The sequence below is a fragment of the Streptomyces callyspongiae genome (assembly GCF_047200695.1).
In the GTDB taxonomy this organism is placed as follows: Bacteria; Actinomycetota; Actinomycetes; order Streptomycetales; family Streptomycetaceae; genus Streptomyces.
The window spans coordinates 258,240-280,274 of sequence record NZ_JBJZOM010000005.1; the positions used below are offsets into that span (position 1 = coordinate 258,240).

At 70.4% G+C, this 22,035-nt stretch carries 21 protein-coding genes; 10 read left to right on the forward strand and 11 right to left on the reverse strand.

The window, feature by feature from the left end; genetic code table 11:
• Positions 1-21: 21 nt before the first annotated feature.
• The 6 genes from ribH to ACL06G_RS06870 all read left to right on the forward strand — a co-directional run bounded on the left by ribH (position 22) and on the right by ACL06G_RS06870 (position 4,858).
• Positions 22-507, forward strand: coding sequence for a 6,7-dimethyl-8-ribityllumazine synthase (ribH, locus tag ACL06G_RS06845; protein ID WP_412784341.1), 486 nt, complete (start codon positions 22-24; stop codon positions 505-507).
• Between the two features lie 33 nt (positions 508-540).
• A complete protein-coding gene (locus ACL06G_RS06850) occupies positions 541-813 on the forward strand; it encodes a phosphoribosyl-ATP diphosphatase (RefSeq protein ID WP_412784342.1) in 273 nt (90 codons plus the stop codon).
• Between the two features lie 62 nt (positions 814-875).
• The gene (gene hisG, locus ACL06G_RS06855) at positions 876-1,739 is read left to right on the forward strand and encodes an ATP phosphoribosyltransferase (protein WP_412784343.1); all 864 of its coding nucleotides are present in this window, start codon (positions 876-878) and stop codon (positions 1,737-1,739) included.
• A gap of 17 nt (positions 1,740-1,756) precedes the next feature.
• Positions 1,757-2,203: a PH domain-containing protein gene (locus tag ACL06G_RS06860; RefSeq protein WP_412784344.1), complete on the forward strand. Its 447-nt coding sequence runs from the start codon at positions 1,757-1,759 to the stop codon at positions 2,201-2,203.
• Positions 2,204-2,375: 172 nt separating this feature from the next.
• A complete protein-coding gene (locus ACL06G_RS06865; RefSeq protein WP_412835571.1) occupies positions 2,376-3,758 on the forward strand; it encodes a hemolysin family protein in 1,383 nt (460 codons plus the stop codon).
• Entirely contained in the window at positions 3,755-4,858 is a 1,104-nt protein-coding gene (locus ACL06G_RS06870) for a hemolysin family protein (RefSeq protein WP_412784346.1), read from the forward strand. The genes ACL06G_RS06865 and ACL06G_RS06870 overlap by 4 nt, the downstream gene beginning before the upstream one ends.
• Here the strand turns inward: ACL06G_RS06870 and ACL06G_RS06875 are convergent.
• Positions 4,851-6,758: an AAA family ATPase gene (locus tag ACL06G_RS06875; RefSeq protein WP_412835572.1), complete on the reverse strand. Its 1,908-nt coding sequence runs from the start codon at positions 6,756-6,758 to the stop codon at positions 4,851-4,853. The two genes, ACL06G_RS06870 and ACL06G_RS06875, sit on opposite strands and share 8 nt — an antisense overlap.
• Positions 6,759-7,184: 426 nt before the next feature.
• Complete coding sequence (locus ACL06G_RS06880) at positions 7,185-7,802, reverse strand: uridine kinase family protein (protein WP_412784348.1); 618 nt, start codon at positions 7,800-7,802, stop codon at positions 7,185-7,187.
• A gap of 193 nt (positions 7,803-7,995) precedes the next feature.
• Between ACL06G_RS06880 and ACL06G_RS06885 the strand changes: the two genes are divergently transcribed.
• A complete protein-coding gene (locus ACL06G_RS06885; RefSeq protein WP_412784349.1) occupies positions 7,996-9,375 on the forward strand; it encodes a C39 family peptidase in 1,380 nt (459 codons plus the stop codon).
• Between the two features lie 391 nt (positions 9,376-9,766).
• Complete coding sequence (locus ACL06G_RS06890) at positions 9,767-10,765, forward strand: hypothetical protein (protein ID WP_412835573.1); 999 nt, start codon at positions 9,767-9,769, stop codon at positions 10,763-10,765.
• Positions 10,766-10,836: 71 nt separating this feature from the next.
• Here the strand turns inward: ACL06G_RS06890 and ACL06G_RS06895 are convergent, their stop codons facing one another.
• The 3 genes from ACL06G_RS06895 to ACL06G_RS06905 form a co-directional block, all read right to left on the reverse strand.
• The gene (locus tag ACL06G_RS06895; RefSeq protein ID WP_412835574.1) at positions 10,837-11,379 is read right to left on the reverse strand and encodes a hypothetical protein; all 543 of its coding nucleotides are present in this window, start codon (positions 11,377-11,379) and stop codon (positions 10,837-10,839) included.
• A 79-nt stretch (positions 11,380-11,458) separates the two neighbouring features.
• Positions 11,459-12,673, reverse strand: coding sequence for a putative T7SS-secreted protein (locus tag ACL06G_RS06900; RefSeq protein WP_412835575.1), 1,215 nt, complete (start codon positions 12,671-12,673; stop codon positions 11,459-11,461).
• Between the two features lie 13 nt (positions 12,674-12,686).
• On the reverse strand, positions 12,687-12,992 hold the full coding sequence (locus tag ACL06G_RS06905; RefSeq protein ID WP_412784357.1) for a WXG100 family type VII secretion target: 306 nt from the start codon (positions 12,990-12,992) through the stop codon (positions 12,687-12,689).
• 353 nt (positions 12,993-13,345) lie between these two features.
• Here ACL06G_RS06905 and ACL06G_RS06910 point away from each other — a divergent pair, with 353 nt between their 5' ends.
• Positions 13,346-14,848 carry a cryptochrome/photolyase family protein gene (locus ACL06G_RS06910; protein ID WP_412784358.1) on the forward strand — a complete coding sequence of 501 codons (1,503 nt, stop codon included), beginning with the start codon at positions 13,346-13,348 and terminating at the stop codon, positions 14,846-14,848.
• 35 nt (positions 14,849-14,883) lie between these two features.
• Here the strand turns inward: ACL06G_RS06910 and ACL06G_RS06915 are convergent, their stop codons facing one another.
• From ACL06G_RS06915 to ACL06G_RS06930, 4 genes are all read right to left on the reverse strand, one after another.
• On the reverse strand, positions 14,884-15,297 hold the full coding sequence (locus ACL06G_RS06915; protein WP_412835576.1) for an acyl-CoA thioesterase: 414 nt from the start codon (positions 15,295-15,297) through the stop codon (positions 14,884-14,886).
• Between the two features lie 73 nt (positions 15,298-15,370).
• Entirely contained in the window at positions 15,371-15,721 is a 351-nt protein-coding gene (locus ACL06G_RS06920) for a hypothetical protein (protein WP_412784360.1), read from the reverse strand.
• 21 nt (positions 15,722-15,742) lie between these two features.
• Positions 15,743-17,440, reverse strand: coding sequence for an aa3-type cytochrome oxidase subunit I (ctaD, locus tag ACL06G_RS06925; RefSeq protein WP_412835577.1), 1,698 nt, complete (start codon positions 17,438-17,440; stop codon positions 15,743-15,745).
• Between the two features lie 173 nt (positions 17,441-17,613).
• Positions 17,614-19,320, reverse strand: coding sequence for a bifunctional 3'-5' exonuclease/DNA polymerase (locus ACL06G_RS06930; protein WP_412784362.1), 1,707 nt, complete (start codon positions 19,318-19,320; stop codon positions 17,614-17,616).
• 239 nt (positions 19,321-19,559) lie between these two features.
• Here ACL06G_RS06930 and ACL06G_RS06935 point away from each other — a divergent pair, with 239 nt between their 5' ends.
• Positions 19,560-20,732 carry an acyl-CoA dehydrogenase family protein gene (locus tag ACL06G_RS06935; protein ID WP_412835578.1) on the forward strand — a complete coding sequence of 391 codons (1,173 nt, stop codon included), beginning with the start codon at positions 19,560-19,562 and terminating at the stop codon, positions 20,730-20,732.
• Positions 20,733-20,797: 65 nt separating this feature from the next.
• Here the strand turns inward: ACL06G_RS06935 and ACL06G_RS06940 are convergent, their stop codons facing one another.
• Together ACL06G_RS06940 and ACL06G_RS06945 are read right to left on the reverse strand one after the other, a co-directional pair.
• Positions 20,798-21,430: an endonuclease gene (locus ACL06G_RS06940; protein WP_412835583.1), complete on the reverse strand. Its 633-nt coding sequence runs from the start codon at positions 21,428-21,430 to the stop codon at positions 20,798-20,800.
• A gap of 130 nt (positions 21,431-21,560) precedes the next feature.
• Positions 21,561-21,950 carry a hypothetical protein gene (locus ACL06G_RS06945; protein WP_412784365.1) on the reverse strand — a complete coding sequence of 130 codons (390 nt, stop codon included), beginning with the start codon at positions 21,948-21,950 and terminating at the stop codon, positions 21,561-21,563.
• Positions 21,951-22,035 lie beyond the last annotated feature (85 nt).

Below are 22,035 nucleotides of genomic sequence, written 5' to 3' on the forward strand. Positions count from 1 at the left end.
ACCGAAAGGCCGGGAGAGAACGTGAGCGGCAAGGGCGCACCCGAACTGACCGTCAAGAACTGCGGAGACCTCCGTGTCGCCGTCATCGCCGCCCAGTGGCACGAGGAGATCATGGACGGTCTCGTCGACGGTGCCCTGCGCGCCCTCCACGAACTCGGCATCGACGAGCCGACGCTGCTCCGCGTCCCCGGCAGCTTCGAACTCCCTGTGGTGGCGAAGGTCCTGGCTGACCGCGGCTACGACGCCGTTGTCGCACTCGGTGTGGTCGTGAGAGGTGGAACCCCGCACTTCGACTACGTGTGCCAGGGCGTCACGCAAGGCCTCACCCAGGTGTCCGTCGACACCGGAGTCCCCGTCGGCTTCGGCCTGCTGACCTGCGACACCGAGGAGCAGGCACGCGACCGGGCCGGACTCGACGGCTCCACGGAGGACAAGGGCCACGAGGCCGTCACCGCCGCCGTCTCCACCGCCACGACCCTGCGCACCGTCGCGGAACCCTGGCGCTGACCACCGGTGGCGACCGCGTAGGCTGGGAGGACCATGGCGAACAAGACATTCGAGGAGCTCTTCGCCGAGCTCCAGCACAAGGCCGCCGAGAGCGACCCGATCACCTCGCGCACAGCCGAGCTCGTGGGCCAGGGGGTCCACGCCATCGGCAAGAAGGTCGTCGAGGAGGCCGCCGAGGTCTGGATGGCCGCCGAGTACGAGGGCGAGGACCGCACCGCGGAGGAGATCTCGCAGCTCCTCTACCATCTGCAGGTCATGATGATCGCCCGAGGCGTCTCCCTGCAGGACGTCTACGCCCACCTGTGAGCCGCACGCCTCCACCCGCACCACCCCCCCGCCCCACCCCCGCACCCGAAGGAAGCTCCGTCATGCTGCGCATCGCCGTCCCCAACAAGGGTTCACTCGCCGAGCCTGCGTCGGAGATGCTGCACGAGGCGGGATACCGGCAGCGCAAGGACCGCCGCGAACTCGTCCTCGTCGACAACGCCAACGGCGTCGAGTTCTTCTTCCTGCGCCCCCGTGACATCGCCGTCTACGTCGGCTCCGGCAAGCTCGACATCGGCATCACCGGCAGGGACCTCCTGCTGGACTCCGGCTCCCGGGCCGAGGAGATCCTCCCGCTCGGATTCGCCGGCTCCACCTTCCGCTACGCCACCCGCCCCGGTACCGCGAAGAACGTCTCGGAGTTCGGCGGCATGACCGTCGCCACCTCCTTCACGGGGCTCGTCACGCAGCACCTCGCCGACAACGGGGTGGACGCCTCCGTGGTGCGCCTGGACGGCGCCGTGGAGACAGCGATCCAACTCGGCGTGGCCGAAGTGATCGCGGACGTCGTGGAGACGGGCACCACGCTGCGCAACGCCGGTCTGGAGATCATCAGCGAGCCGATCCTCCACAGCGAGGCGGTCGTGATCCGGCGCGCGGGCGAGACCGCGGACGACCCGACCCGCGAGGACCCCAAGGTCGACCAGTTCCTCCGCCGCATGCAGGGCGTCCTCGTCGCCCGCCGCTACGTGATGATGGACTACGACATCCGCGCCGAGCACCTGGAGCAGGCCGTGGCCCTCACACCCGGCCTGGAATCGCCGACGGTCTCGCCGCTCCACGACCAGGGCTGGGTGGCCGTCCGCTCCATGGTGCGCACCGAGGAGGCCCAGCGGATCATGGACGATCTGTACACGCTCGGGGCACGCGCCATCCTCACCACCGGCATCCACGCCTGCCGCATCTGACCGCCGAGGACGGCCGCATGACCCAAATGCCCGCACTCCCCGTCACCTTCCGGCCCCACCGGACGCGTGCCGTCCTGCTCCTCTCGGGTGCCGTCGCCGCGGCCGCCATCACGCTGGTCGCACTCCTGCTGGAGAGCCTCGCCCCGGGCGAGCGGGCCTCCTTCGTCCTCGTCGCCCTGCTCCTCCTCGGTGTTCTCGCCCTCCTCAGCCGCCCCCGGGTCACCGCCGCCCGGGACGGCGTCACGGTGGTCAACCTCACCACCACCCGACGCCTGGAGTGGGCGGAAGTCGTGCGCGTCAACCTCCGTCCGGGGGACCCCTGGGTCACCCTCGACCTCACCGACGGGACCAGCCTTCCCGCGATGGGCATCCAGCCCGGCATCGCCCGCGAACAGGCCCTCACCGACGCCCGCGCCCTGCGCGCGCTCGTCGACCGGTACGGCACCGCGGCCCCTTCCGCCTGAAACGGGACCGCCCGGGAGGCGCTCACCGGGTGCCGCGCCGCTACCCTGTGGCCAGTCGGCACCCGCCGCGCCCGCACCCGCGCGGGACCCAGCGAACCGAGGAGTGACACCCGCCAGCAATGGACGGATCTCCCTGTAGTACCGGCGCCGTTCCGCCCCCGGGCGGTACGGCATGACCCTCCCCCTCCTGCTGCTCGCAGCCGCATTCCTGCTCATCCTCGCCAACGGCTTCTTCGTCGCGGCCGAGTTCGGCCTCGTGACGGTGGAGCGGCCGGAGGCCGAGCGCGCCGCCGATGCGGGCGACCGCCGTGCGCGTTCCGTGGTCCGGGCGCTGCGCGAACTCTCCTTCCAGCTCTCCGGCACCCAGCTGGGCATCACCCTGACCTCCCTCGTCGTCGGGATGCTCGCCGAACCCGCCCTCGCCGCCCTGCTCGACGGCCCCCTCACCGCCACCGGACTACCGGCGGGCGTGGTGCCGGGTGCCGCCGTCACCATCGGCATGCTCACCGCCTCGGCCGTCCAGATGGTCCTCGGCGAACTCGTCCCCAAGAACTGGGCCGTGTCTCACCCACTGTCCGTCGCCCGGCGCGTCGCCGGCCCGCAGCGGATCTTCGCGCACCTCTTCCGGCCCGTCATCGCCGGCCTCAACGCTGTCGCCAACCGACTGGTCCGCCTCCTCGGAGTGGAGCCCGCCGACGAACTCGCCTCCGCGCGCACCCCCGGAGAACTCGTGTCGCTGGCCCGTCACTCCGCCCGGGCCGGCGCCCTGGAACAGGACACCGCCGACCTCTTCGTACGGACCCTCTCCCTCGGCGAACTGACGGCGCAGCACGTCATGACGCCCCGAGTGCGTGTCAGCGCGCTCCAGGCGGAAGCCACCGTGGAGGACGTCCTCAACCTCACGCGCGCGACCGGGCTCTCCCGGTTCCCCGTGTACACCGAACGCCTCGATGACATCATCGGCATCGCCCACCTCAAGGACGCCCTCGCGCTGGCCGCCGCGGACCGTCTGCGCACACCTGTCGCACAGGTGGCCTCTCCCGCTCTGCTCGTCCCCCAGTCCCTGCCGCTGCAGCCGCTGCTGGACCGGCTCCGCAACGAGCAGCCCATCGCCGTGGTCGTCGACGAGTACGGCGGGACCGCGGGAGTCGTCACGCTGGAGGACATCGTCGAGGAGCTCGTCGGGGAGGTCCGTGACGAACACGACCGGGACGGACGCCCCGAACTGACCGCGGCATCACCGGAACCGGACGGGTCACCCGCCTGGGAGGCCGACGGCGGCTGCCGCGTCGACACACTCGACCGCATCGGCCTGCCGGTGCCCGAAGGTCCCTACGACACCGTCGCCGGCCTCGTCGCCGACCTGCTCGGCCGTATCCCGGTCCCGGGAGACACGGCCCCGGTGCCGGGCACGCACTGGCAGCTCCGGGTCACCGATGTCGACCATCACCGCGCCGACCGGGTGCGCGTCGCCCGTTGCTCGCCGCTCGCCGGGAACGGCACCGAATCGGACGGCCGACCGGCCGGCACGACGGGCAAGGCGGCGGGCCGGTGAGCGCGCTGCTGCTTGTCCTCACCGCCCTGCTCGTACTCGGCAACGGCTTCTTCGTCGGCGCCGAGTTCGCACTGGTCTCCGTACGCCGCAGCCAGATCGAACCGCTCGCCGCCGGCGGCTCGGGCCGGGCCCGGCGCGTCCTGGAGGGCCTGGAGAACCTGCCGCAGATGATGGCCGCCGCCCAGTTCGGGATCACCGTCTGCTCCCTCGCCCTCGGCGCGGTGGCCGAACCGACCGTCGCCCACCTGCTGGAGCCGCTGTTCCACGCCGCACAGCTCCCCACGGCCCTGACGCACGCGTTCAGCTACGCTATCGCCCTCGTCGCGGTGGTGTTCCTCCACCTCGTCGTCGGCGAGATGGTGCCGAAGAACCTCGCGATGGCCGCACCGGAGAGCACCGCGCTGCGGCTGGGCCCGGCGCTCGTCGCGTTCGCCCGGGTGTGCCGCCCCGCCACCGCCGCACTGGGCAGCTGCTCCCGCCTCGTCCTCCGGCTCTTCGGAGTGGAGCCCAAGGACGAGGTCGAGGCCGTCTTCACCAGCGAACAGCTCACCCATCTGGTGGCGGACTCGCGGCAGGCCGGTCTGCTCGGCAAGTCCGAGCACGAACGCCTCGCCGACGCACTCGAACTCGGAAGCCGTCCGCTCACCGAGGTCCTGCTGGACCCCGCGGCAGTGGTGACCGTGCCGCCCTCCGCGACACCTCGGGACGTCGAGGAACTCACCGCCCGCACCGGCTACTCCCGCTTCCCCGTGTCGGGCGAGGACGTCTTCCCGGGATACCTCCACGTCAAGGACGTCCTCGATGTGGAGCACCGCGACCGGCCCGTTCCGCGCCGGTTGTGGCGGCGGATGCCGGTGCTCCCCGCCGACCTTCCCCTGGACGACGCGCTCGGCGCGATGCGAGCCGCGGCCACCCACCTCGCCGCCGTCGTGGGCGAGGAGGGCCGGGTCCGCGGCCTGGTGACGTTGGAGGACGTACTCGAGAAACTGGTGGGCGAGGTCCGAGACCCGGCACACCACCGGGCCGGGGCGGCCACCCGGACGCGCCCGCCCGGCCCCCGCGGCGAGACCGGCCGCACACAGGCCCGCGCTGTCAGCTGAACGGCGGACCGGGGCGGGGAACATCGCCTCCCCGCCCCGCGAGCACCTCACCGTAGGCCTGCATGAGATCCGGCAGCCGCAACGTCGCCAGATCCTCCTTCCCCGGCGTGCCGCCGTATCCGGACAACCTCAGATCGCGGTACGCGCAGCTCTTCTCGTACAGCGTCCGCAGGAACCGCCCGTTGCCCAACTCGTCGATCCATCCCTGGTCGACGACGTGGCTCCCGATGCTCCCCAGCTCCTCCAGCGCCTCGGCGTCCCAGGCGTCGCCGTTCTCCTCCGCGAGCACCCCGCCGATCGCCGTCAGCTCCGCCGGCCGGTAGCTGGGGAAGTCCACCCGTGTGGTGAAGCGCGAACCCAGACCCGGGTTCGCGGCCAGCAACCGGTCCATACCCTCCGGGTAGCCCGCCAGGATCACCACCAACCGGTCACGGTTGTCCTCCGCCCGCTTCAGCAGCACCTGGAGTGCTTCGTCGCCGTACGCGTCCCCCTTGCCGTAGCCGTGGTTCGACAGCGCGTACGCCTCGTCGACGAACAGCACCCCGCCCAGCGCCGAATCGATCAGCTCGTTCGCCTTGACGGCCGTCTGCCCCAGGAACTCCCCGACGAGGTCCGCACGCTGGGCCTCCACCAAGTGATCACCACCCAGCAGCCCGAGAGCGTGGAAGGCGCGGCCGAGGATCCGCGCCACCGTGGTCTTCCCCGTCCCCGACGGGCCCGAGAAGACGAAATGACGCTTCGGCGGCTGCACCGGCATCCCCTCGTGCGCCCGCAACCGCGCCATTCTCAGCTGCGCCGACAGCGCCCGCACCTGGCGCTTGACGGGTTCCAGACCGACCATGCGGTCCAGCTCCCGCATCGCCTCCTCCAGGAGCGCCGGTTCCGCGGGACCCGCCGGCCCGGTTGACGCCCCAGCACCGTTCGGTGGAACGCTCCGCCCCCGGGACGGGTTGCCGCCCACGGGCAACCCCGTCACCGCGTCGGCCGACGGAGCCGCGGAGATCGACCCCTCCGCCGACCCGCCCGACGGGTCGTCTCCCTCCGCACCGCCCTCCGATCCCGTCGAGGCCGCGGTCCTGCCGCACCCCACCGACACGACCGGGGCCAGGCCCGCCGCATCCCCCAGACCGTCCCCCTCGGCGATGGCTGCCAGGCGGGCCGCGGTGTCCATGAAGGCCGGATCCACCCGGTGCACCGCCCGGTAAAGCGGCAGCGCCCCCACGCTGCGGCCCGAGCCCTCTCTGGCCCGCGCCAGCCAGTAGCGCAGCTCCTTGCGTTGCGGCTGCTCGCTGCGGCACCGCATCAGCGCTGCCGCCAGCAGGGGCTCGGCCTGGGCGTACATCTCCAGACGTACCCGCGCCATGCCCGCGAACAGGCCGGCCTCGATGCCCAGCACGGCATCCTGCACGAGCGGCTCCGCGTGCCGCACCAGGAGATTCCAGTCCTTGGCCAGATAGGCCCGGCAGGCGTGGAGGAACCGCGACTGGGCGTCCGCCTCCACGGGAGGGCAGTCGGCCAGTGCACGGTCCAGGTCGGCCACATGCCGGCCGTCGAGCCAGTGCGAAGCATGCGCGAGCAACAGGTCCCGCCGCGTCTCGAGCACCGGTTGCACCCACCAGCCCAGCCAGTACCAGGAGTTCAGCTGGAGCCGGTGCCGTGCCCGCTGCTCGCCGAAACGCTCCCGATGCCGGTACATCCTCAGCAGCGCCGTGGCGGTGTCCGTGCGCAGTGCGTGCAGCCCCAGCCAGGCGTCGGCCATGCCGGGATCGAGCCGGACCGCTGCGAGGAACTCCTCCTCGGCCTGCGCATACGCTCCCACGGTGTAGGCGTCCACCCCGCGCAGCCAGGCCAGGTCGGCCGGCGGCTGCGGGTCCCGGCCGTCCTGCGTGCCGAAATCCATCCCGTCCCCCACGAAGCCAACCCGCTCCCGCCACGGCCGGCCGGTCCCGTACCAGCGGCAGACATGTGAACGACCGTTCGGAAAGCGGGAGTTGCCGTCGGCCGTCCCGGAAGGATTACCCGGATTTCCCCGGTAATGCGCATCGACGCCATGCCGGATTCGTTCCCGTAACCCGCAGAACCTCCGCGTACAGCCTTCTCGGCAGAGGCGCAGCGGACAGGCGCGCTCACCCAGGGTGACCGGCGTGAGGAGTGCCCAGGACAGGACGAAGCCCCCGGTCACGGGGGAACAACCGGGGGCTTCGTGTCTTCGGAGGGCGACGAACTGTCGACCACTCAGTGAGAACGTAATTCCTGCGCAGTGCCGCGGTCAAGCCCGTAGGAAGCGGCCGTGGAGTGCCGGTTTCCGATCCGCCACCCGGAGCGATCACCGAGGGTCATGTCCTGGTGGGTCGGACCCGGGCCCAGCGGGCCCCGGCCGCACCTCGTAGCCCACCGTTCCCGGGCGCACCAGGTAATCGGCACGGGGGTACGAGGGGTCGCGGCGGAAGTGCGCGCGCTCCGCCCCGGTCCAGCCGTCCCAGAACTCGGCCAGCGCCGCACCGTCCCGTGATCTCCCGCGCGCCCAGGCCACCTCCTCGGGCACGTCCAGCCACAGCAGGGCCGCAAGAAACGGGCGCAGCGCGCTCCGGCCCGCCCCCACGCCCTCCACGAGCACCGCCTCGGCCGGAGGAACCTCGACCGTCCCGTCGAAGACGCGCCGCTCCCAGTCGTACACCCCGAGCCGTGCCCGCTCTCCCTGCGACAACGGCCCGACGACCTGGGCGGCGAGCCGGTCCGTCCAGTCGAAGAGCCGGTCGTGCGAGGCCACGTCGTCCAGGTGCACCACGGGAGCCCCTCCCAGTGTGCCGGCCAGCCGTCGAGCCAGCGTCGACTTGCCCGACCCCGCGTGCCCGTCGATGCCGATCAGACGCACCGGACCGCACGAGGCGGGCAGCGTGCGAAGGTGCCGCGCCAGCGCGGCCAGGGCGTCCGGACGGTCCATGCGGCCAGCCTAGAGCCCGTGGCGCAGCGGCCCCGAACAGCTTCCCCTCCGTACTGCACCGCCACAGGTCCGTCCAAAGAATGTTCCGGGTGTCCGCCGCACCACGCCGCCGGACACCTGGCACGAACGGCACCCTTCCCGCAATAGTTGGTCAGCGCATGCTCACTCGCCGCACCGACCGGGAGCCTTCCGCATGAACCACAGACCCACCACCCGACGCACCGTACTCACCGCCGCCGCGGTCGCCGCGGCCGCGGCCGCCACCGGCCCGTCGGCGGCCGCCGACGGTCTCGGCGGCGCCACCGCTCCGCAGCGCGGCCCCAGAAAGGACGATCTCATCGAATACCGGGCCTGGACCTCCTACCGGGACTTCCGCAGCGGTGACTCCTCCGGTACCCGCCCGATGCACGGTTCACGAGCGGCACTCGCCTTCGACACCGCCGTCGGCACCGTGGAGTACACCGACCCGCACACCGGGAAGACCGCCGAATGGGAGTACGCGACGTGGACCTCTCCGGTCCACCGCCTCCGGGTGCCGGCCGGAGAGGTCATCGCCTCCTGGAACGCACGCACACCGAAGGGCACCTGGGTGCGCACCGAACTCCAGGGTACGTACTCCGACGGCACCGCGACCCCGTGGTACACCCTCGGCATCTGGACCGAGGGCGACGGCGAGGACGTGCCGCGCCGGACCTCGGTCGGCGGGCAGAGCGACGGCAGGAGCAACATCTGGGTCGACACCTTCGCCGTTGCCGACCTCGACAGCGGCCTCCGCCTGACCTCGTACCGTCTACGGCTGACCCTCTACCGGACGCCGGGCAGCGACGCCGTCCCCGAGGTGTGGCGCGTCGGCGCCATGGCCTCCGATATCCCGGCCCGCTTCGAGGTCCCGCAAACGGGACCGGGCGTCGCCCGCGGCGTGGAACTTCCCGTCCCCCGCTACTCGCAGAACATCCACGAAGGCCAGTACCCCGAGTACGACGGCGGGGGAGAGGCGTGGTGCAGCCCCACCTCCTCCCAGATGATCATCGAGTACTGGGGACGCAGGCCCAGCGCGGAGGACCTGTCCTGGGTGGACCCCTCCTACCAGGACCCGCAGGTCTGCCAGGCCGCCCGCCACACCTTCGACTACGCCTACGAAGGCTGCGGCAACTGGCCGTTCAACGCCGCCTACGCGGCGACCTACCACGGCATGCAGGGGGCCGTCACGCGCTGCGCCTCGCTGCACGACGCCGAACGACTGGTCGCGGCGGGCATCCCGCTGATCACGTCCCAGTCCTTCCTCGAGTCCGAACTGGACGGCGCCGGATACGGCACCTCCGGTCACCTGATGACGGTGATCGGCTTCACGCAGGACGGCGACGTCATCGCCAACGATCCGGCCTCGAAGGACAACCCCTCCGTCCGCAACGTCTACAAGCGCCGCCAGTTCGAGAACATCTGGCTGCGGACGAAGCGCTACAACGAGGACGGCAAGGTCCGAAGCGGCACGGGTGGCGTCTGCTACGTGTTCTTCCCCGTGGATGTGACTCCGGCTCAGCGCCGCGCACTGCGCTCCATCGGCATCCACTGAGGCCGCACGGCAAGGGAACACCCGGCATGGAAGGGGCCCCCGGGCGCTGCTCGGAGGGCCCCTCTCCTATCCGTTGGCTCTGCAGGGTGTGCAGGGACTGCGGGGAATCTGTGGGTGGTTCGCGCGCGGCCGGAGACTCCCTGAAGAGCGGACGCAGGACATCGGTACCGTGAGGGCGTTCGGGCGTGAGCGGAGGAGGGACCGTGCGGCAGCGCCGTGCGGTGCACAGGGGACGGAGGCACAAGACAAGCTTGTCACCCGTCTGGCGCTCCAGGAGCAGGGCCCTTCGGGCCATTCGGCTCCGGTGGGGGAAGGGGTGTTCCCGGGTCGATGAGCCTGCGTCCCGCCGGAAGTACGAGAGTGCGATTCTTCGACGGATCTGGGAGGTTGGATGTCATCCATTGCGCTGACGCAGACAGGTAGTTCCGAATTCATGGGGTTCGAGGTGGGGTTCAAGGCAATCATCCCCTTGTTCTGCCTGCTGATGATGGTTTCCTGGAGCTATCAGATGTGGCGTCACCGGAAGATCGATCCGGAGGGGCGTTGGGTGACAGGTGTGAACAACAAGGAGTACCCCACCGTCATCGTATTTCCTGTGTCCATGGCCTTCATCCTGGCTCTGTTCGCTCTTCTCTATCTCTTGTTTGATTTTGTCGAGTCCAACTTCGATGGGCAAGAGAACGACCAACTAGTGCCGGGGCTCATGCTGTCCGCAGCGTTCGGCGTGGTGACCTGGGCGTACAAGCGGTGGCGGAGCAAGCGGAATCTTCCCCGCTATCAGGCATTGGCGCGACGGTACGGGGGCAGCTTCGCTCTCCGGGCGAAAGCAAGGTCCAGCAGGTTTCCGCATGCTGAGTGGAGGCTGCGGGGCGAGGAATACGACGTGCAGGACTTTCTGTCAGGGAGTCATCAGGGCTTCCGCTTCCACTGCGCCACGTGGGAGTACGCCGAACGGGGAGCCATCAGTGACGGGGATTCCGATCCGGTCCATGTGGTGAGGTCGGTGTTCACCATGGAACTTCCCGGATACTTCGGCTGGTTCTCCGTGTGCAAGCATTCGAAGGTCCGGGCAGCGTTCCGTCAGAGCGACGTCGAGGTGGGACACTCCGAGTTCGACGAGCAGTTCACCGTTCGCGCCGACGACCCGTCGTCGGCGCAGCAGACGTTGAGGGGCCCTGTGGTGGACTTCCTTCTCAACGACTCACGGAGCAGGGATTACCCGCTCTGGTTCCTCGGTGACCGTTTGGTCTGCTCGTACAAGAGCCGGTTGACCCCGAAACATGTCGAGCCGACGTTGGACTACATGGTTCAGCTGATCGGACACCTTGGGCAGGGAACTGTTGGAGGAGAAGACACTCTGGCCGACGACGTTGTTCCGGTCGCGAACTGAGCGCAGGACCGTCAGAGGGGTGGGGCACAGGGACTGCGCCCCACCCCTCTGAGCGTGGCGGCATATTCTCGCTAGCTCCGCTCGTCCTCTTCGTGGCCCAACTCGTCCTGTGTCGCCCGCCGCACGGTGCGGAGGAAGCTCTGGAAGTCCTCCAGTAGATCGTGGAGTTGCTCGGAGCGTGCCGTCAGGGCGATCTCGACCTCTGCTCGCTTGCCCGGCTGGTGCTCGTCTTCCAGTACGAGCAGGAACTGGCTCTGCGCGAGTTCCATGCGCTGCTCGTTGACCGTGGCATCGATGCGCACGTTCTGCACGAGTCCGGGCCGGTCGACGAGACCGGGGGCTTCCGAAGTTCCCACCTCCGTGCGTTTCACTACCCGTACGGGGCCGACACTTTCCCTGAGGCGTTCGATCGATTCGTCGCCGATTCGGCCGAGACTCGCTCCGTCGGTCCGCACGCGTCCCGTGAGAGTGATGTTCGGCATGAAGCCCTGCCCTCGGGAAGCCAGGTGCAGCGCGACGAGTGCCGCGTGCGGTGCACCGACCTCATCGGGAGGTGCGGCCTTCCAGCCCGGCGGCAGTTCGCAGGTGAGAGGAACCGGCAAGGTGCCGGCCATAGCGGATCAACTCCTTGAGGTAGGGATATGCCACAGTATCGAGGCACCCGACGAGACACGTCCGGTGCTGCCGCAGGTATCAGTCGAACCAGTCGCTGACCGCATCGACTCCGTCGCTGGCCCAGTCGCCGACGGCATCCGCGGCGTCTTCCGCGGCATCGGCGACCTTGCCCGGATCGATCTCCACCGAACCGCCCAGTTTCGCTCCGACGCCGAGCGCGGCTCCCAATTCGCCACCGACCACAAACTTGCCGTTCTCGTAACCCAGGTCAAGGTCGGCATCGACTCCCACGCCTGCCCACGCCTCAGCTGTGCCACCTACGCCTACACCGGCCACCGATGCGTGGCCTTCGATCGCCGCCTTGGCTCCGGCGAAGGCCTCGAACTCTCCGTGGACGCCGTTCTTGCCCGCTATTCCTTGCGCTCTGGCCTGGGCGCCGACCATCCCCTCTGCTTTGCCAGAGGCCTCGAACACCCCGGCTTCGTACTTGCCTTCCGCCGAGCCCTGCGCAAGGTAGGCTTTCCCGGATGCTTCCGCGACCGCGTTCCCCCCATGGGTACCGGCGGTGAATTTGGCGTCGGCGCCGAGCAGGTTCATTCCGGCTTTGCCGGAGAAATCTCCTCCCAGCGCGTGCTCCCGGCCTTCGGCATCAGCGCCCCACGCCTTCACGCCTCCTTCTGCGGAGTAGGCCGTAACTCCCGCTTTGATGTCGGGTCGAGGCCCGGCCTGATACGGCCCCCAGGGGCGACTGCGCTGGTTGCGCAGTCGTTCCGGTTCCGCGCTGCCCAGTTCCCAAGCGCCTTGCCAGGGCCACGTCTTCTTCTGGGCCTCCTGGGCGGCGAAGAACAGCCAGTCGGGGGCATCCTCCGAAGACCCGCCCTGCTTCTTGAACTTCTCGGCCGCGGAGTCGCCTTCGCTCTCCAGGCGGGACCGGGCCGACTCCAGCATGGACTCGGCGCCGCTCTCGTCGCCGCCGTCGTAGAGGTCGATGGCCTGGGAGGCCTGACCCTGCGCCCACGACAGCATGTCGGCGTAGGAACGCAGCGCCGTCGCCGCTGCGGAGAGAGCGTCCGAGCCCCGGATCCATCTCTTCTTCTGGCCGGAGAAGTCGTCCCAGAACGCGTCGCTCGCCTTGCCCGTCCAGCCGGGGACGCGCACGGCTCCGAGGTCGTCCCCGATGCCTTCCAACTTGGTGGACCAACCGTCCAGCTTGTCGGCGTCGTCGTGCAGTTTTCCGGCGTTGCCGGGAATCAGTTCCTTGGGGTCCCGGGTGGCTCCCAGCCCTGTCGCCATGATTGTCCCCCCGTCAGTTCAGACCGGCCGTCGGAGGCGCGAACGCCCAGCTCAGGTCCTCATCCGTGGTCTCGTAGTTCGACGCCGTGTCCTTGAGTTTGTCCGCGGAGGCATCGGCGTCCTTCCTGAGCGGCGTCTTCAGCGCGACGTCCCAGGTCGCCATCAGTTCCGAGAAGGCGTCAGCCGCGCCGGAGTGGCCGAAGCTGTCGGAGTGACCGCCGAGTTCTCCCACCTTGACCTTCTCGACGTCCTTCACGCTGTTCGTGATCTTCTTTGCCGCCGATCGCAGTGTGCTCGGATCGGCATCGAAGCCGCCCATGCGCAATCCCCCTCGCTTCCTTCGCCGCCCGCAACCGAACATGCGTGCAGGCGTGTGCAGTTGACAACCCATTGAGGATCTCCGAAGGAGGATGGGGACTGCGACCTGCGGGCGGTGATCCGCAGATATCTGCATGGGATCTTCACGGTTGTTCCGGTTTCGGTCCCCGATCGAGTGGCAGCCCCCTGGCTCCGGAGGTCATGCTGCGGCGTGTCAGACCCTGCTTCGTCGCTGCCGGGGCGGTAGGAGAGGGGGATGGACCTCGTCATCACGCCCTCCGCTCCACCCGTGCGATCCACCGAGCCGGACGCCGTTGGCCGTCCCTCGGCCCTCCGCCACGACCCGGTGCCGATGTGACGCCCCGTCCGCACTGGCTGTTCGGCGACCAACTCGGCCCGCGCCACCTCGCCCCCGGTCCCGGCGGGCCCGACCCGGATGCCCCGGTGGTTCTGATCGAGGCGGCTTCCGTCCTGCGTCGCCGCCCCTACCACCGTGCCAAGGCCCACCTGGTGCTCTCCGCCATGCGCCACCGTGCGGCCGAGCTCGGGGACCGGGCGCGCTACGTGCGGGCCGACACCTACGAGGAAGGGCTTCGGAAGGCCGTGGGAAACCGGGAGGTGACGCTCTGCCACCCGCGGTCCCGGGCCGCTCTCGGGCTCGTCCGTTCACTCGACAGGGTCACCGTCCTGCCCGAGCCGGGGTTCCTCGTACCGGCCGACGAGTTCACCGAGTGGGCCGACCGCCACGCTTCCGGAACGCTGCGGCTGGAGAACTTCTACCGCCATGTCCGCCGCCGACACGCGCTCCTGATGGACGGCGACGAGCCGGCCGGCGGACGCTGGAACCTCGACCGCGAAAACCGAGAAGGCCCGCCGCGGCACGCCACCACGCTCGACGTGCCGCGCCCCTACCGGCCCCGCGAGGACGACATCGACGCACAGGTCCGCGACGACCTCGACCGATGGGAACGCGAGGACGGCATCCGTTTCGTGGGCCGGGACGGCCCCCGCCGCTTCCCCGCGACGCGCAGGGAGGCCCTCGCCGCCCTGCGACGGTTCGTCACCCACCGGCTCCCCACGTTCGGCACACACGAGGACGCCATGCTCGCCGCCGACCCGGTGATGAGCCACAGCCTGCTGTCACCGGCGCTGAACCTCGGCCTGCTCCACCCGGCCGAGTGCGTCGAACGTGCCGAGCAGGCCTGGCGGGAGGGACGTGCACCGCTGAACAGCGTCGAGGGGTTCGTCCGGCAGATCGCCGGCTGGCGCGAGTACATGTGGCACCTGTACTGGTACTTCGGAGAGGACTACCGGAACAGCAACGTGCTGCGCCACCACGCGCCGCTTCCCGACTGGTTCCTCGACCTCGACGCCGAAGCGGTCACCGCGCGTTGCCTGTCGACGGTTCTCGCCCAGGTGCGCGACACCGGCTGGACCCACCACATCCCCCGCCTGATGGTCCTCGGCAGCTACGCACTGCAACGCGGCTGGAGCCCCGCCGCACTCACCGACTGGTTCCACCGCAGTTTCGTCGACGGCTTCGACTGGGTCATGCTCACCAACGTGGTCGGCATGTCCCAGTACGCGGACGGCGGCCGCATGACCACCAAGCCGTACACGAGCGGCGGGGCCTACATCGACCGGATGAGTGACCTGTGCCGCCCCTGCCCCTACCGGCCCGGGGACCGCACGGGCGAGTACGCCTGCCCCTACACCTCGGGCTACTGGCGCTTCCTGCACCGGCACCGTGACAGGTTCGCCCGCAACCACCGCACCGCCCGCTCCGTCCGGCAGCTCGAGAGACTCCCGGACCGGGAAGTGCTGCTGACCCGGGACGAGGACGACACCCCGCCGTGACGGCCGGACGTCCGCGGCGCGTCGCCGGCATCCGTTCAGCCCAACAGATCCGCCCGGTCCGCGAGCGCACGCAACCGGCCGGCGGGGTCCTGCACCAGCTTGCGCGAGGCGAGGTCGAGCAGGCCCGCCACCGCGGTCACGTCGGCGGCCACCGTTCCGTCGAGGAGGAGCACCTGCTGCGCGACCCGGAACGTGCGGCTGCCGGTGAACTCGAAACGGCAGGTGACCTCCACCTCGTCACCGCCCCGCAGTTCCTTGCGGAACCGGAGCGTCGTCTCCAGTGCCACCGGCCCGACACCGTCGGCCAGGAGTTTGTCCTGCGGGAGACCTGCCGCCCGCAACATTTCCCAGCGCGCGTGTTCCGCGTACTGCAGGTACACGGCCTGATTGAGGTGCCTCTGGGTGTCGAGCTCGTAGCCACGCACGGTGACCGGTACGGAGAACGTCATGCCCGGTGCAACACGGTGCGCCGCGTCGGCCATTCCCGCACCGCCCCGTCGTCCCACGTCACCCCCGGATCCGTCAGGACCGCCCCAGCACCGCGAGGGCACCGGCACACACCACCACCGCGGCGAGCAGCGAGGCCACGTACCGGCGCAGCAGTCGGCGCCGCAACTCCTCGTACCTGTCGGTGTACTCGGCACGCAGCTCCTCGCACCGCCCGGCGACATGCGTGAGCATCTGCCGGGTCAGAACCGTGCGGTCCGCGACGTACTCCCGGACGACCTCCAGGCGCTCCTCGGGGGCGAGCCACGGCAGCCGGTCGGCGAACTCCTCGGCCGCGCGCCGGGCGGCCCGGCGCTCGCTCTGCAGCAGCAGGTAGCCCTCGATGCGTGTGATGCCTTCGGCGGCCGACCGTGCCTGCGCGTCCATCCCGGTATCCCGTCCGAGGCCCTACTCCCGGACGCCGGGTCTGCCGACCGCGTCCCGATCGTATTCCCGTGCCTCGTCGAGCGAGGCGGTACGAGGGTGGTGCAGGTCGAACGCGGGCGACTCCGACCTGATGCGCGGCAGCGTGTGGAAGTTGTGCCGAGGAGGGGGACACGAGGTGGCCCACTCCAGGGAGCGGCCGTAGCCCCACGGGTCGTCGGTGCGGACCTTCCTGCCGCGGCGGCCCGTCTCCCAGACGTTGTACAGGAACGGGAGGGTCGATGCGCCCAGCAGGAAGGCACCGATGGAGGAGACCGTGTTCAGCGTGGTGAACCCGTCCGCGGCCAGGTAGTCGGCGTACCGGCGCGGCATGCCCTCCGCGCCGAGCCAGTGCTGCACGAGGAACGTGGTGTGGAAGCCGACGAAGAGGGTCCAGAAGTGGATCTTCCCCAGCCGCTCGTCGAGCATCTTTCCCGTGAATTTCGGCCACCAGAAGTAGAAGCCGGCGAACATGGCGAACACGACCGTGCCGAAGACCACGTAGTGGAAGTGGGCGACGACGAAATAGCTGTCGCTGACGTGGAAATCCAGGGGAGGCGAGGCCAGCAGCACGCCGGTGAGGCCACCGAAGACAAAAGTGACCAGGAATCCGATGGACCACAGCATGGGGGTCTCGAACGAGAGTGAACCTTTCCACATGGTGCCGACCCAGTTGAAGATCTTCACCCCGGTGGGGACCGCGATGAGGAACGACATGAACGAGAAGAACGGCAGCAGCACGGCGCCGGTGACGAACATGTGATGCGCCCACACCGTCATCGACAGGCCCGCGATGGAGATCGTCGCCCCGATGAGACCGAGATAGCCGAACACCGGCTTGCGGCTGAAGACCGGGATGACCTCGGTGATGATGCCGAAGAACGGCAGGGCGATGATGTACACCTCGGGGTGGCCGAAGAACCAGAACAGGTGCTGCCACAGCAGGGCGCCGCCGTTGGCCGCGTCGTAGACGTGCGAGCCGAAGATCCGGTCCGCCTGCAGCGCCAGCAGGGCCGCGGCCAGTACCGGGAAGGCCATGAGCACGAGCACGCTGGTGAGCAGCACGTTCCAGGTGAAGATCGGCATCCGGAACATCGTCATGCCCGGCATCCGCATGCACACCACCGTGGTGATGAAATTGACCGCCCCGAGGATCGTCCCGAATCCCGAGAACGCCAGACCCATGATCCACATGTCCCCGCCGACCCCCGGCGTGTAGATCCCCGTGGAGAGTGGCGTGTACGCGAACCACCCGAAGTCCGCTGCTCCCTGCGGCGTGAGGAAGCCACCCACGGCCATCAGTGCTCCGAACAGGTACAGCCAGTAGGCGAACATGTTCAGCCTCGGGAACGCCACGTCCGGCGCACCGATCTGCAACGGCATGATCCAGTTCGTGAATCCTGCGAACAGCGGCGTCGCGAAGAACAGCATCATGATCGTGCCGTGCATCGTGAAGGCCTGGTTGTACTGCTCGTTGGACATCACCTGGGTCCCGGGTCGGGCGAGTTCCGCGCGCATGAACAAGGCCATGACCCCGGCCAGGAGGAAGAACCCGAACGAGGTGACCATGTACAGCGTGCCGATCTTCTTGTGATCGGTGGTGGTGAGCCAGTCCACGACCGCACGGCCGTGGCGCTGCCTCTCCCTCGGAGCCGTACTCGTCCCGGCTCCCGTACTGTGCATGACCAACGCTCGCACCGCCTCGTCCGTACTTCGGTGGCCCGATGCCACGCAGCGCACGGTCCAACGGTCCGCCCCGGCACGCGGGTCATTGACTCTTCCGTGGGCGTGTACGGCCGTCGTGTGTACACCGGGCGACGGCAGGGCCTGCCCCGGAGCCCGCTCCGGGGCAGGCGTCACTTGGCGTCGGCGTAGCTCTCCACGACCGCCACTGTGAACGTGAAGCGGACCGGAGTGCGCCCGAACACCGCCTCTCCCGCGCGGTCGCCCGCCCGCCGTACCGCCTCCGCGGCACGATCGGCCTCCTCCTGCGGGCAGTGCACGATCACCTCGTCGTGCTGGAAGAACACCAGCTCCGCACACATGGCGGCCAGTTCCTGCCGGAGGGCCGCCAGCATCACCACCGCCCAGTCCGCGGCACTTCCCTGCACCACGAAGTTCCGGGTGAACCTCCCCCGCGCCCGCGCAGCCTGCCCGGCGCGCCCTGCGCCAACCGTCTCCGGCTCTCCCGCGAGGGCCTCCGCATCGTCACCGGCCGCCGGTGACGTCCGCCCGAGCCACGTCCGTACGGCGCGCCCCTCCTCCCCGGCCCGCGCCGCGGCGTCCACACAGGCCACCGCGTGCGGGAAGCGTCGCCGCAGCCCCGCCAGGTGACGCAGGCCGTCGCCGCTCGTCTGCCCGTACACCGCGCCCAGCAGCGCCAGCTTCGCCTCCTGCCGGCCGCCGGCAAACGCCCGCTCCGACAGCACCTCGTACAGGTCACGACCGGTCCCGGCGGCGTCCATCAGCCCGGGGTCCCGCGAGATCGCCGCCAGCACCCGCGGCTCCATCTGGTCGGCGTCCGCCACCACCAGACGCCAGCCCGGATCGGCGACCACCGCCCTGCGCACCACTCGCGGGATCTGCAGCGCCCCGCCGCCGTTCGTCGTCCACCGGCCGGAGACGGTGCCACTGGGCCGGTACTCCGCCCGGAACCGGCCGTCGTGCACCCACGAGCGCAGCCACGTCCAGCCGTGGGCGGTGTAGAGCCGGTACAGCTTCTTGTACCGCAGCAGCGGCTCCACCGCCGGGTGGTCGACCTCCCGCAGTTCGCGGGCACGCGTCGAGGACAGGGATATCCCCGCCCGGGAGAACGCCCGCAGCACGTCCGCTGCGGTGTCCGGCCGGACGTGCACGTCCGGGCCGAACGCCCGGGACACCTCCTCCGCCAGTTCGTTCAGCCGACGCGGCGTACCTCCTCCGCCGTAGCGTTCGCCGAGCATCTCCGTCAGCAGGCCGCGGTGGACGTCCTCACGCCACGGGACGCCCGCGCGGCTCATCTCCGCCGCGACCAGTACCGCCGCGGACTCCGCGGCGAGCAGCAGCCGCATCCGCTCCGGATGCTCGCTGCGTTCGGTGCGCGACAGCTGCGCCGCGTACACCTCCAGCAGCACGGCCATCGGGTCGGCCCCGTCCGGCAGCGGCGGGGGAGCGGCATCGAACAGCGACGGCTGCGGATCCGCATCCCGGGTCACCGTGGGAGGGTCCTCGGGCACCGGCCCGCCCCGCAGCCGCGCCCATGCCGCGGGCAACGAGCGGGGCGCTCCGCCCAACCCCTCGTGCCCGAGCAGCAGTTCCTCCGCGGCCTCCACGTCGTACGCCCGCCGAACCCGTACACCCTGTGCCAGCAGCCGCGGATACAGTCCCGCGCCGGCCCGCCACACCCATCGGCCCGCCTCCGGGCGGGCCCGCACTGCCTCGGCGGCGGACGTCTCCTCGACGACCGGCCCCACCGCGCGGCCGGCCGCGTCCACGGGGCACACCAGGGCACGGCCCTCCCCGGTCTCCGCCAACGCCCAGCGACCCGCGGCCCTCCGGCCCCCACTTCGCACACCGTCCGTCACGGTTCGAGAGTCTTCCACGTGCCACGGACACCCCTGGGCCCGTGGATCCCCACCGGCCCGCACGCCACGCGGCGCCGTGACGGCGTCCGCACTATCGGGCATACTCCTGAGCGCCACAGCCGCTGGTCAGCCCTCCGTGGCAATCCCACCGGGCACCCGCGGCCGGCAGTGCCGACCCGGAGCCGCCGCCACACCCCGGCGACAGCGCCGCAGCGCCCGAAAGAAGGAGAGCGCCCGTGATGCCCGAGACCGGTCACCAGCCGGTGGAACGCCACCTGCCCACCGAAGAAGCCCGCGATCTGCTGTCACTGGTCCGCGACGTGGTGCAGCGCGAAATCGCCCCCACCGTGAACGAGGACGAGCAGGCGGCCCGGTTCCCCCGCGAGGTCTTCGCGCTCCTCTCCCGGTCGGGCCTCCTCGGCCTTCCCTACCCGGAGGAGTTCGGCGGCGGCGACCAGCCCTACGAGGTGTACCTGCAGGTCGTCGAGGAGCTTGCCGCAGCCCGCCTCACGGTCGGAGTCGGCACCAGCGTCCACACCCTGGCCTGCCACGCCCTCGCGGGGTTCGGGACCAAGGAGCAGCGGGCGACGCATCTGCCCGGAATGCTCGGAGGCGGCCGGCTCGGCGCATACTGTCTCTCCGAACCGACCTCCGGCTCCGATGCCGCCGCCATGCGGACCCGCGCCGCACGCGACGGCGACGACTGGGTGATCGACGGCACGAAGGCCTGGATCACCCACGGCGGGGTCGCAGACTTCTACACCGTGCTCGCCCGCACCGGTGAGGAAGGCGCCGCGGGCATCACAGCCTTCCTCGTCCCCGCCGACACTCCAGGTCTGAGCGCCGCCAAGCCGGAGCGCAAGATGGGCCTGTCCGGTTCGCCGACCGCCCAGCTGCACTTCGACGGGGTACGGGTGCCCGACTCCCGCAGGATCGGTGAGGAGGGACAGGGATTCCGCATCGCCCTCGCCGCACTCGACTCGGGGCGTCTCGGCATCGCGGCCTGCGCGGTCGGCGTGGCGCAGGCAGCCGTGGACGAGGCGCGCGCCTTCCTGCAGTCGCGCCGGCAGTTCGGACGGCCCATCGCGGACTTCCAGGGGCTCCGCTTCATGCTGGCCGACATGGCGACGCAGGTCGAGGCAGGCCGTTCGCTGTACCTCGCCGCGGCCCGGCTTCGCGACACGGGGCAGCCGTTCGGCCGCCAGGCGGCCATGGCGAAGCTGTTCTGCAGCGATGCCGCCATGCGGATCACCACCGATGCCGTGCAGTTGCTCGGAGGCTACGGCTACACCTCCGACTTTCCGGCGGAGCGCTACATGCGGGAGGCCAAGGTGCTGCAGATCGTGGAGGGCACCAACCAGATCCAGCGCATGGTCGTCGCCCGCGATCTCCTCGGGCCCGAGAGCCGCTGACCGCCGTCCCCCGGGCAACGAACCGTCCCGGGGGCATCCGGCGCCCGGGGGACATCGCCCACGGGTCACGCGGCGTTCGCGACCTCCTCGCCCGCGTGCGGATCCAGCGCCACGCGCACCAGTGCCGCCGCCAGGCGCGGAAGGTCCTTCCGAGGCACCAGCCGCTCCAGCTCCTCGGCGGACGTCGGCAGCCCGATCCGGGCCGCGCCCTCCCGTGCCTTCCCGTCGAAGCGGGGTGCCTCCTCGGGCCACAGCGCCTGCACCTCCCGGAGGAAGATGCGGCTGCCGGTGGGGCCGATGCCCGGCACCTCCTGCAGCAGCCGTCCCACGTCCCCCGCCCCGCGAAGTCGCCGCAGGTCCCCGCCGTAGCGGTCGAGGACCAGGGCCGCCGCCCTGCCGAGCTGTGTCGAGGTGCGCTCGTCGTAGCGGCGGTAGCCGCCCTCACCGAGGGCATCCACACGCTGCTGCCAGGTCGCCCCGGCCATCGACGCGGCGTCCTGCAGCCCGGCGTCGAACAGTGCACGGGCCGAGGCCACCGCGACGGAGGCACGGATACGCGCGCTCAGCAGCAGGCACAGCACGAGCAGTTGGAAGAGCGGCGCGGGCGTGTTCCGAAGAGAGATGCCCGCCTCGGCCGCATAGGTGCGCCCGTGACTGCGGAGGACCTCCCTCACGAGCCTGTCGTTGCCGGTCGTCATCCCGATCACCCACCGATACTCGGCTTCGGGCGCCGGGTACCCGTGGTGGGTGGTTCGCACCGCACGCGTCCCGGGGACGCGTGCGGTGGTGGCGCGCCCCGTGCCGGCCGGGGCACGGCGCGCCCCGCCGTTACCCGCGACCGGCGGCGACCGCCGTCCGCGCCGGGCGTGAACCGGGTCCTCCCGCGTGGGAGAAGGGCTGCCGCCGCCAGTCCAGGCCTGCCGGAAGAGAGAGCAGTGCCGCGGCGCCCTCCTCCTGCGTTCCCCGCGTCCCCGCGGTCGGAGCCGCCTCCGAAGCCGGCAGTCCGGAGCCGCCGCAGACCGTCAGACCGAACGGATTCCACGGCGTCGGGCACAGCGCGTGCTGGGGGAGGGCCTCCTCGTCCGCCAGCAGAGCGATCGACTGTCCGCACTCCGGGCAGTCCAGGCGGAACACTTCGTACGTGCTGTGATCGTCGTCGAAGTCGGTCTCCGGTGCCGCTTCCACGCGGTGGTTCCGGAGCGACTTGTCTGTACGCATGCGATCCCCCTCGGGTGAGCCTGCCGGGGTACTGAGCCCGGCCACGACAAGCACTTCCCGTCGTGACCTGTGCGTAATCACACGG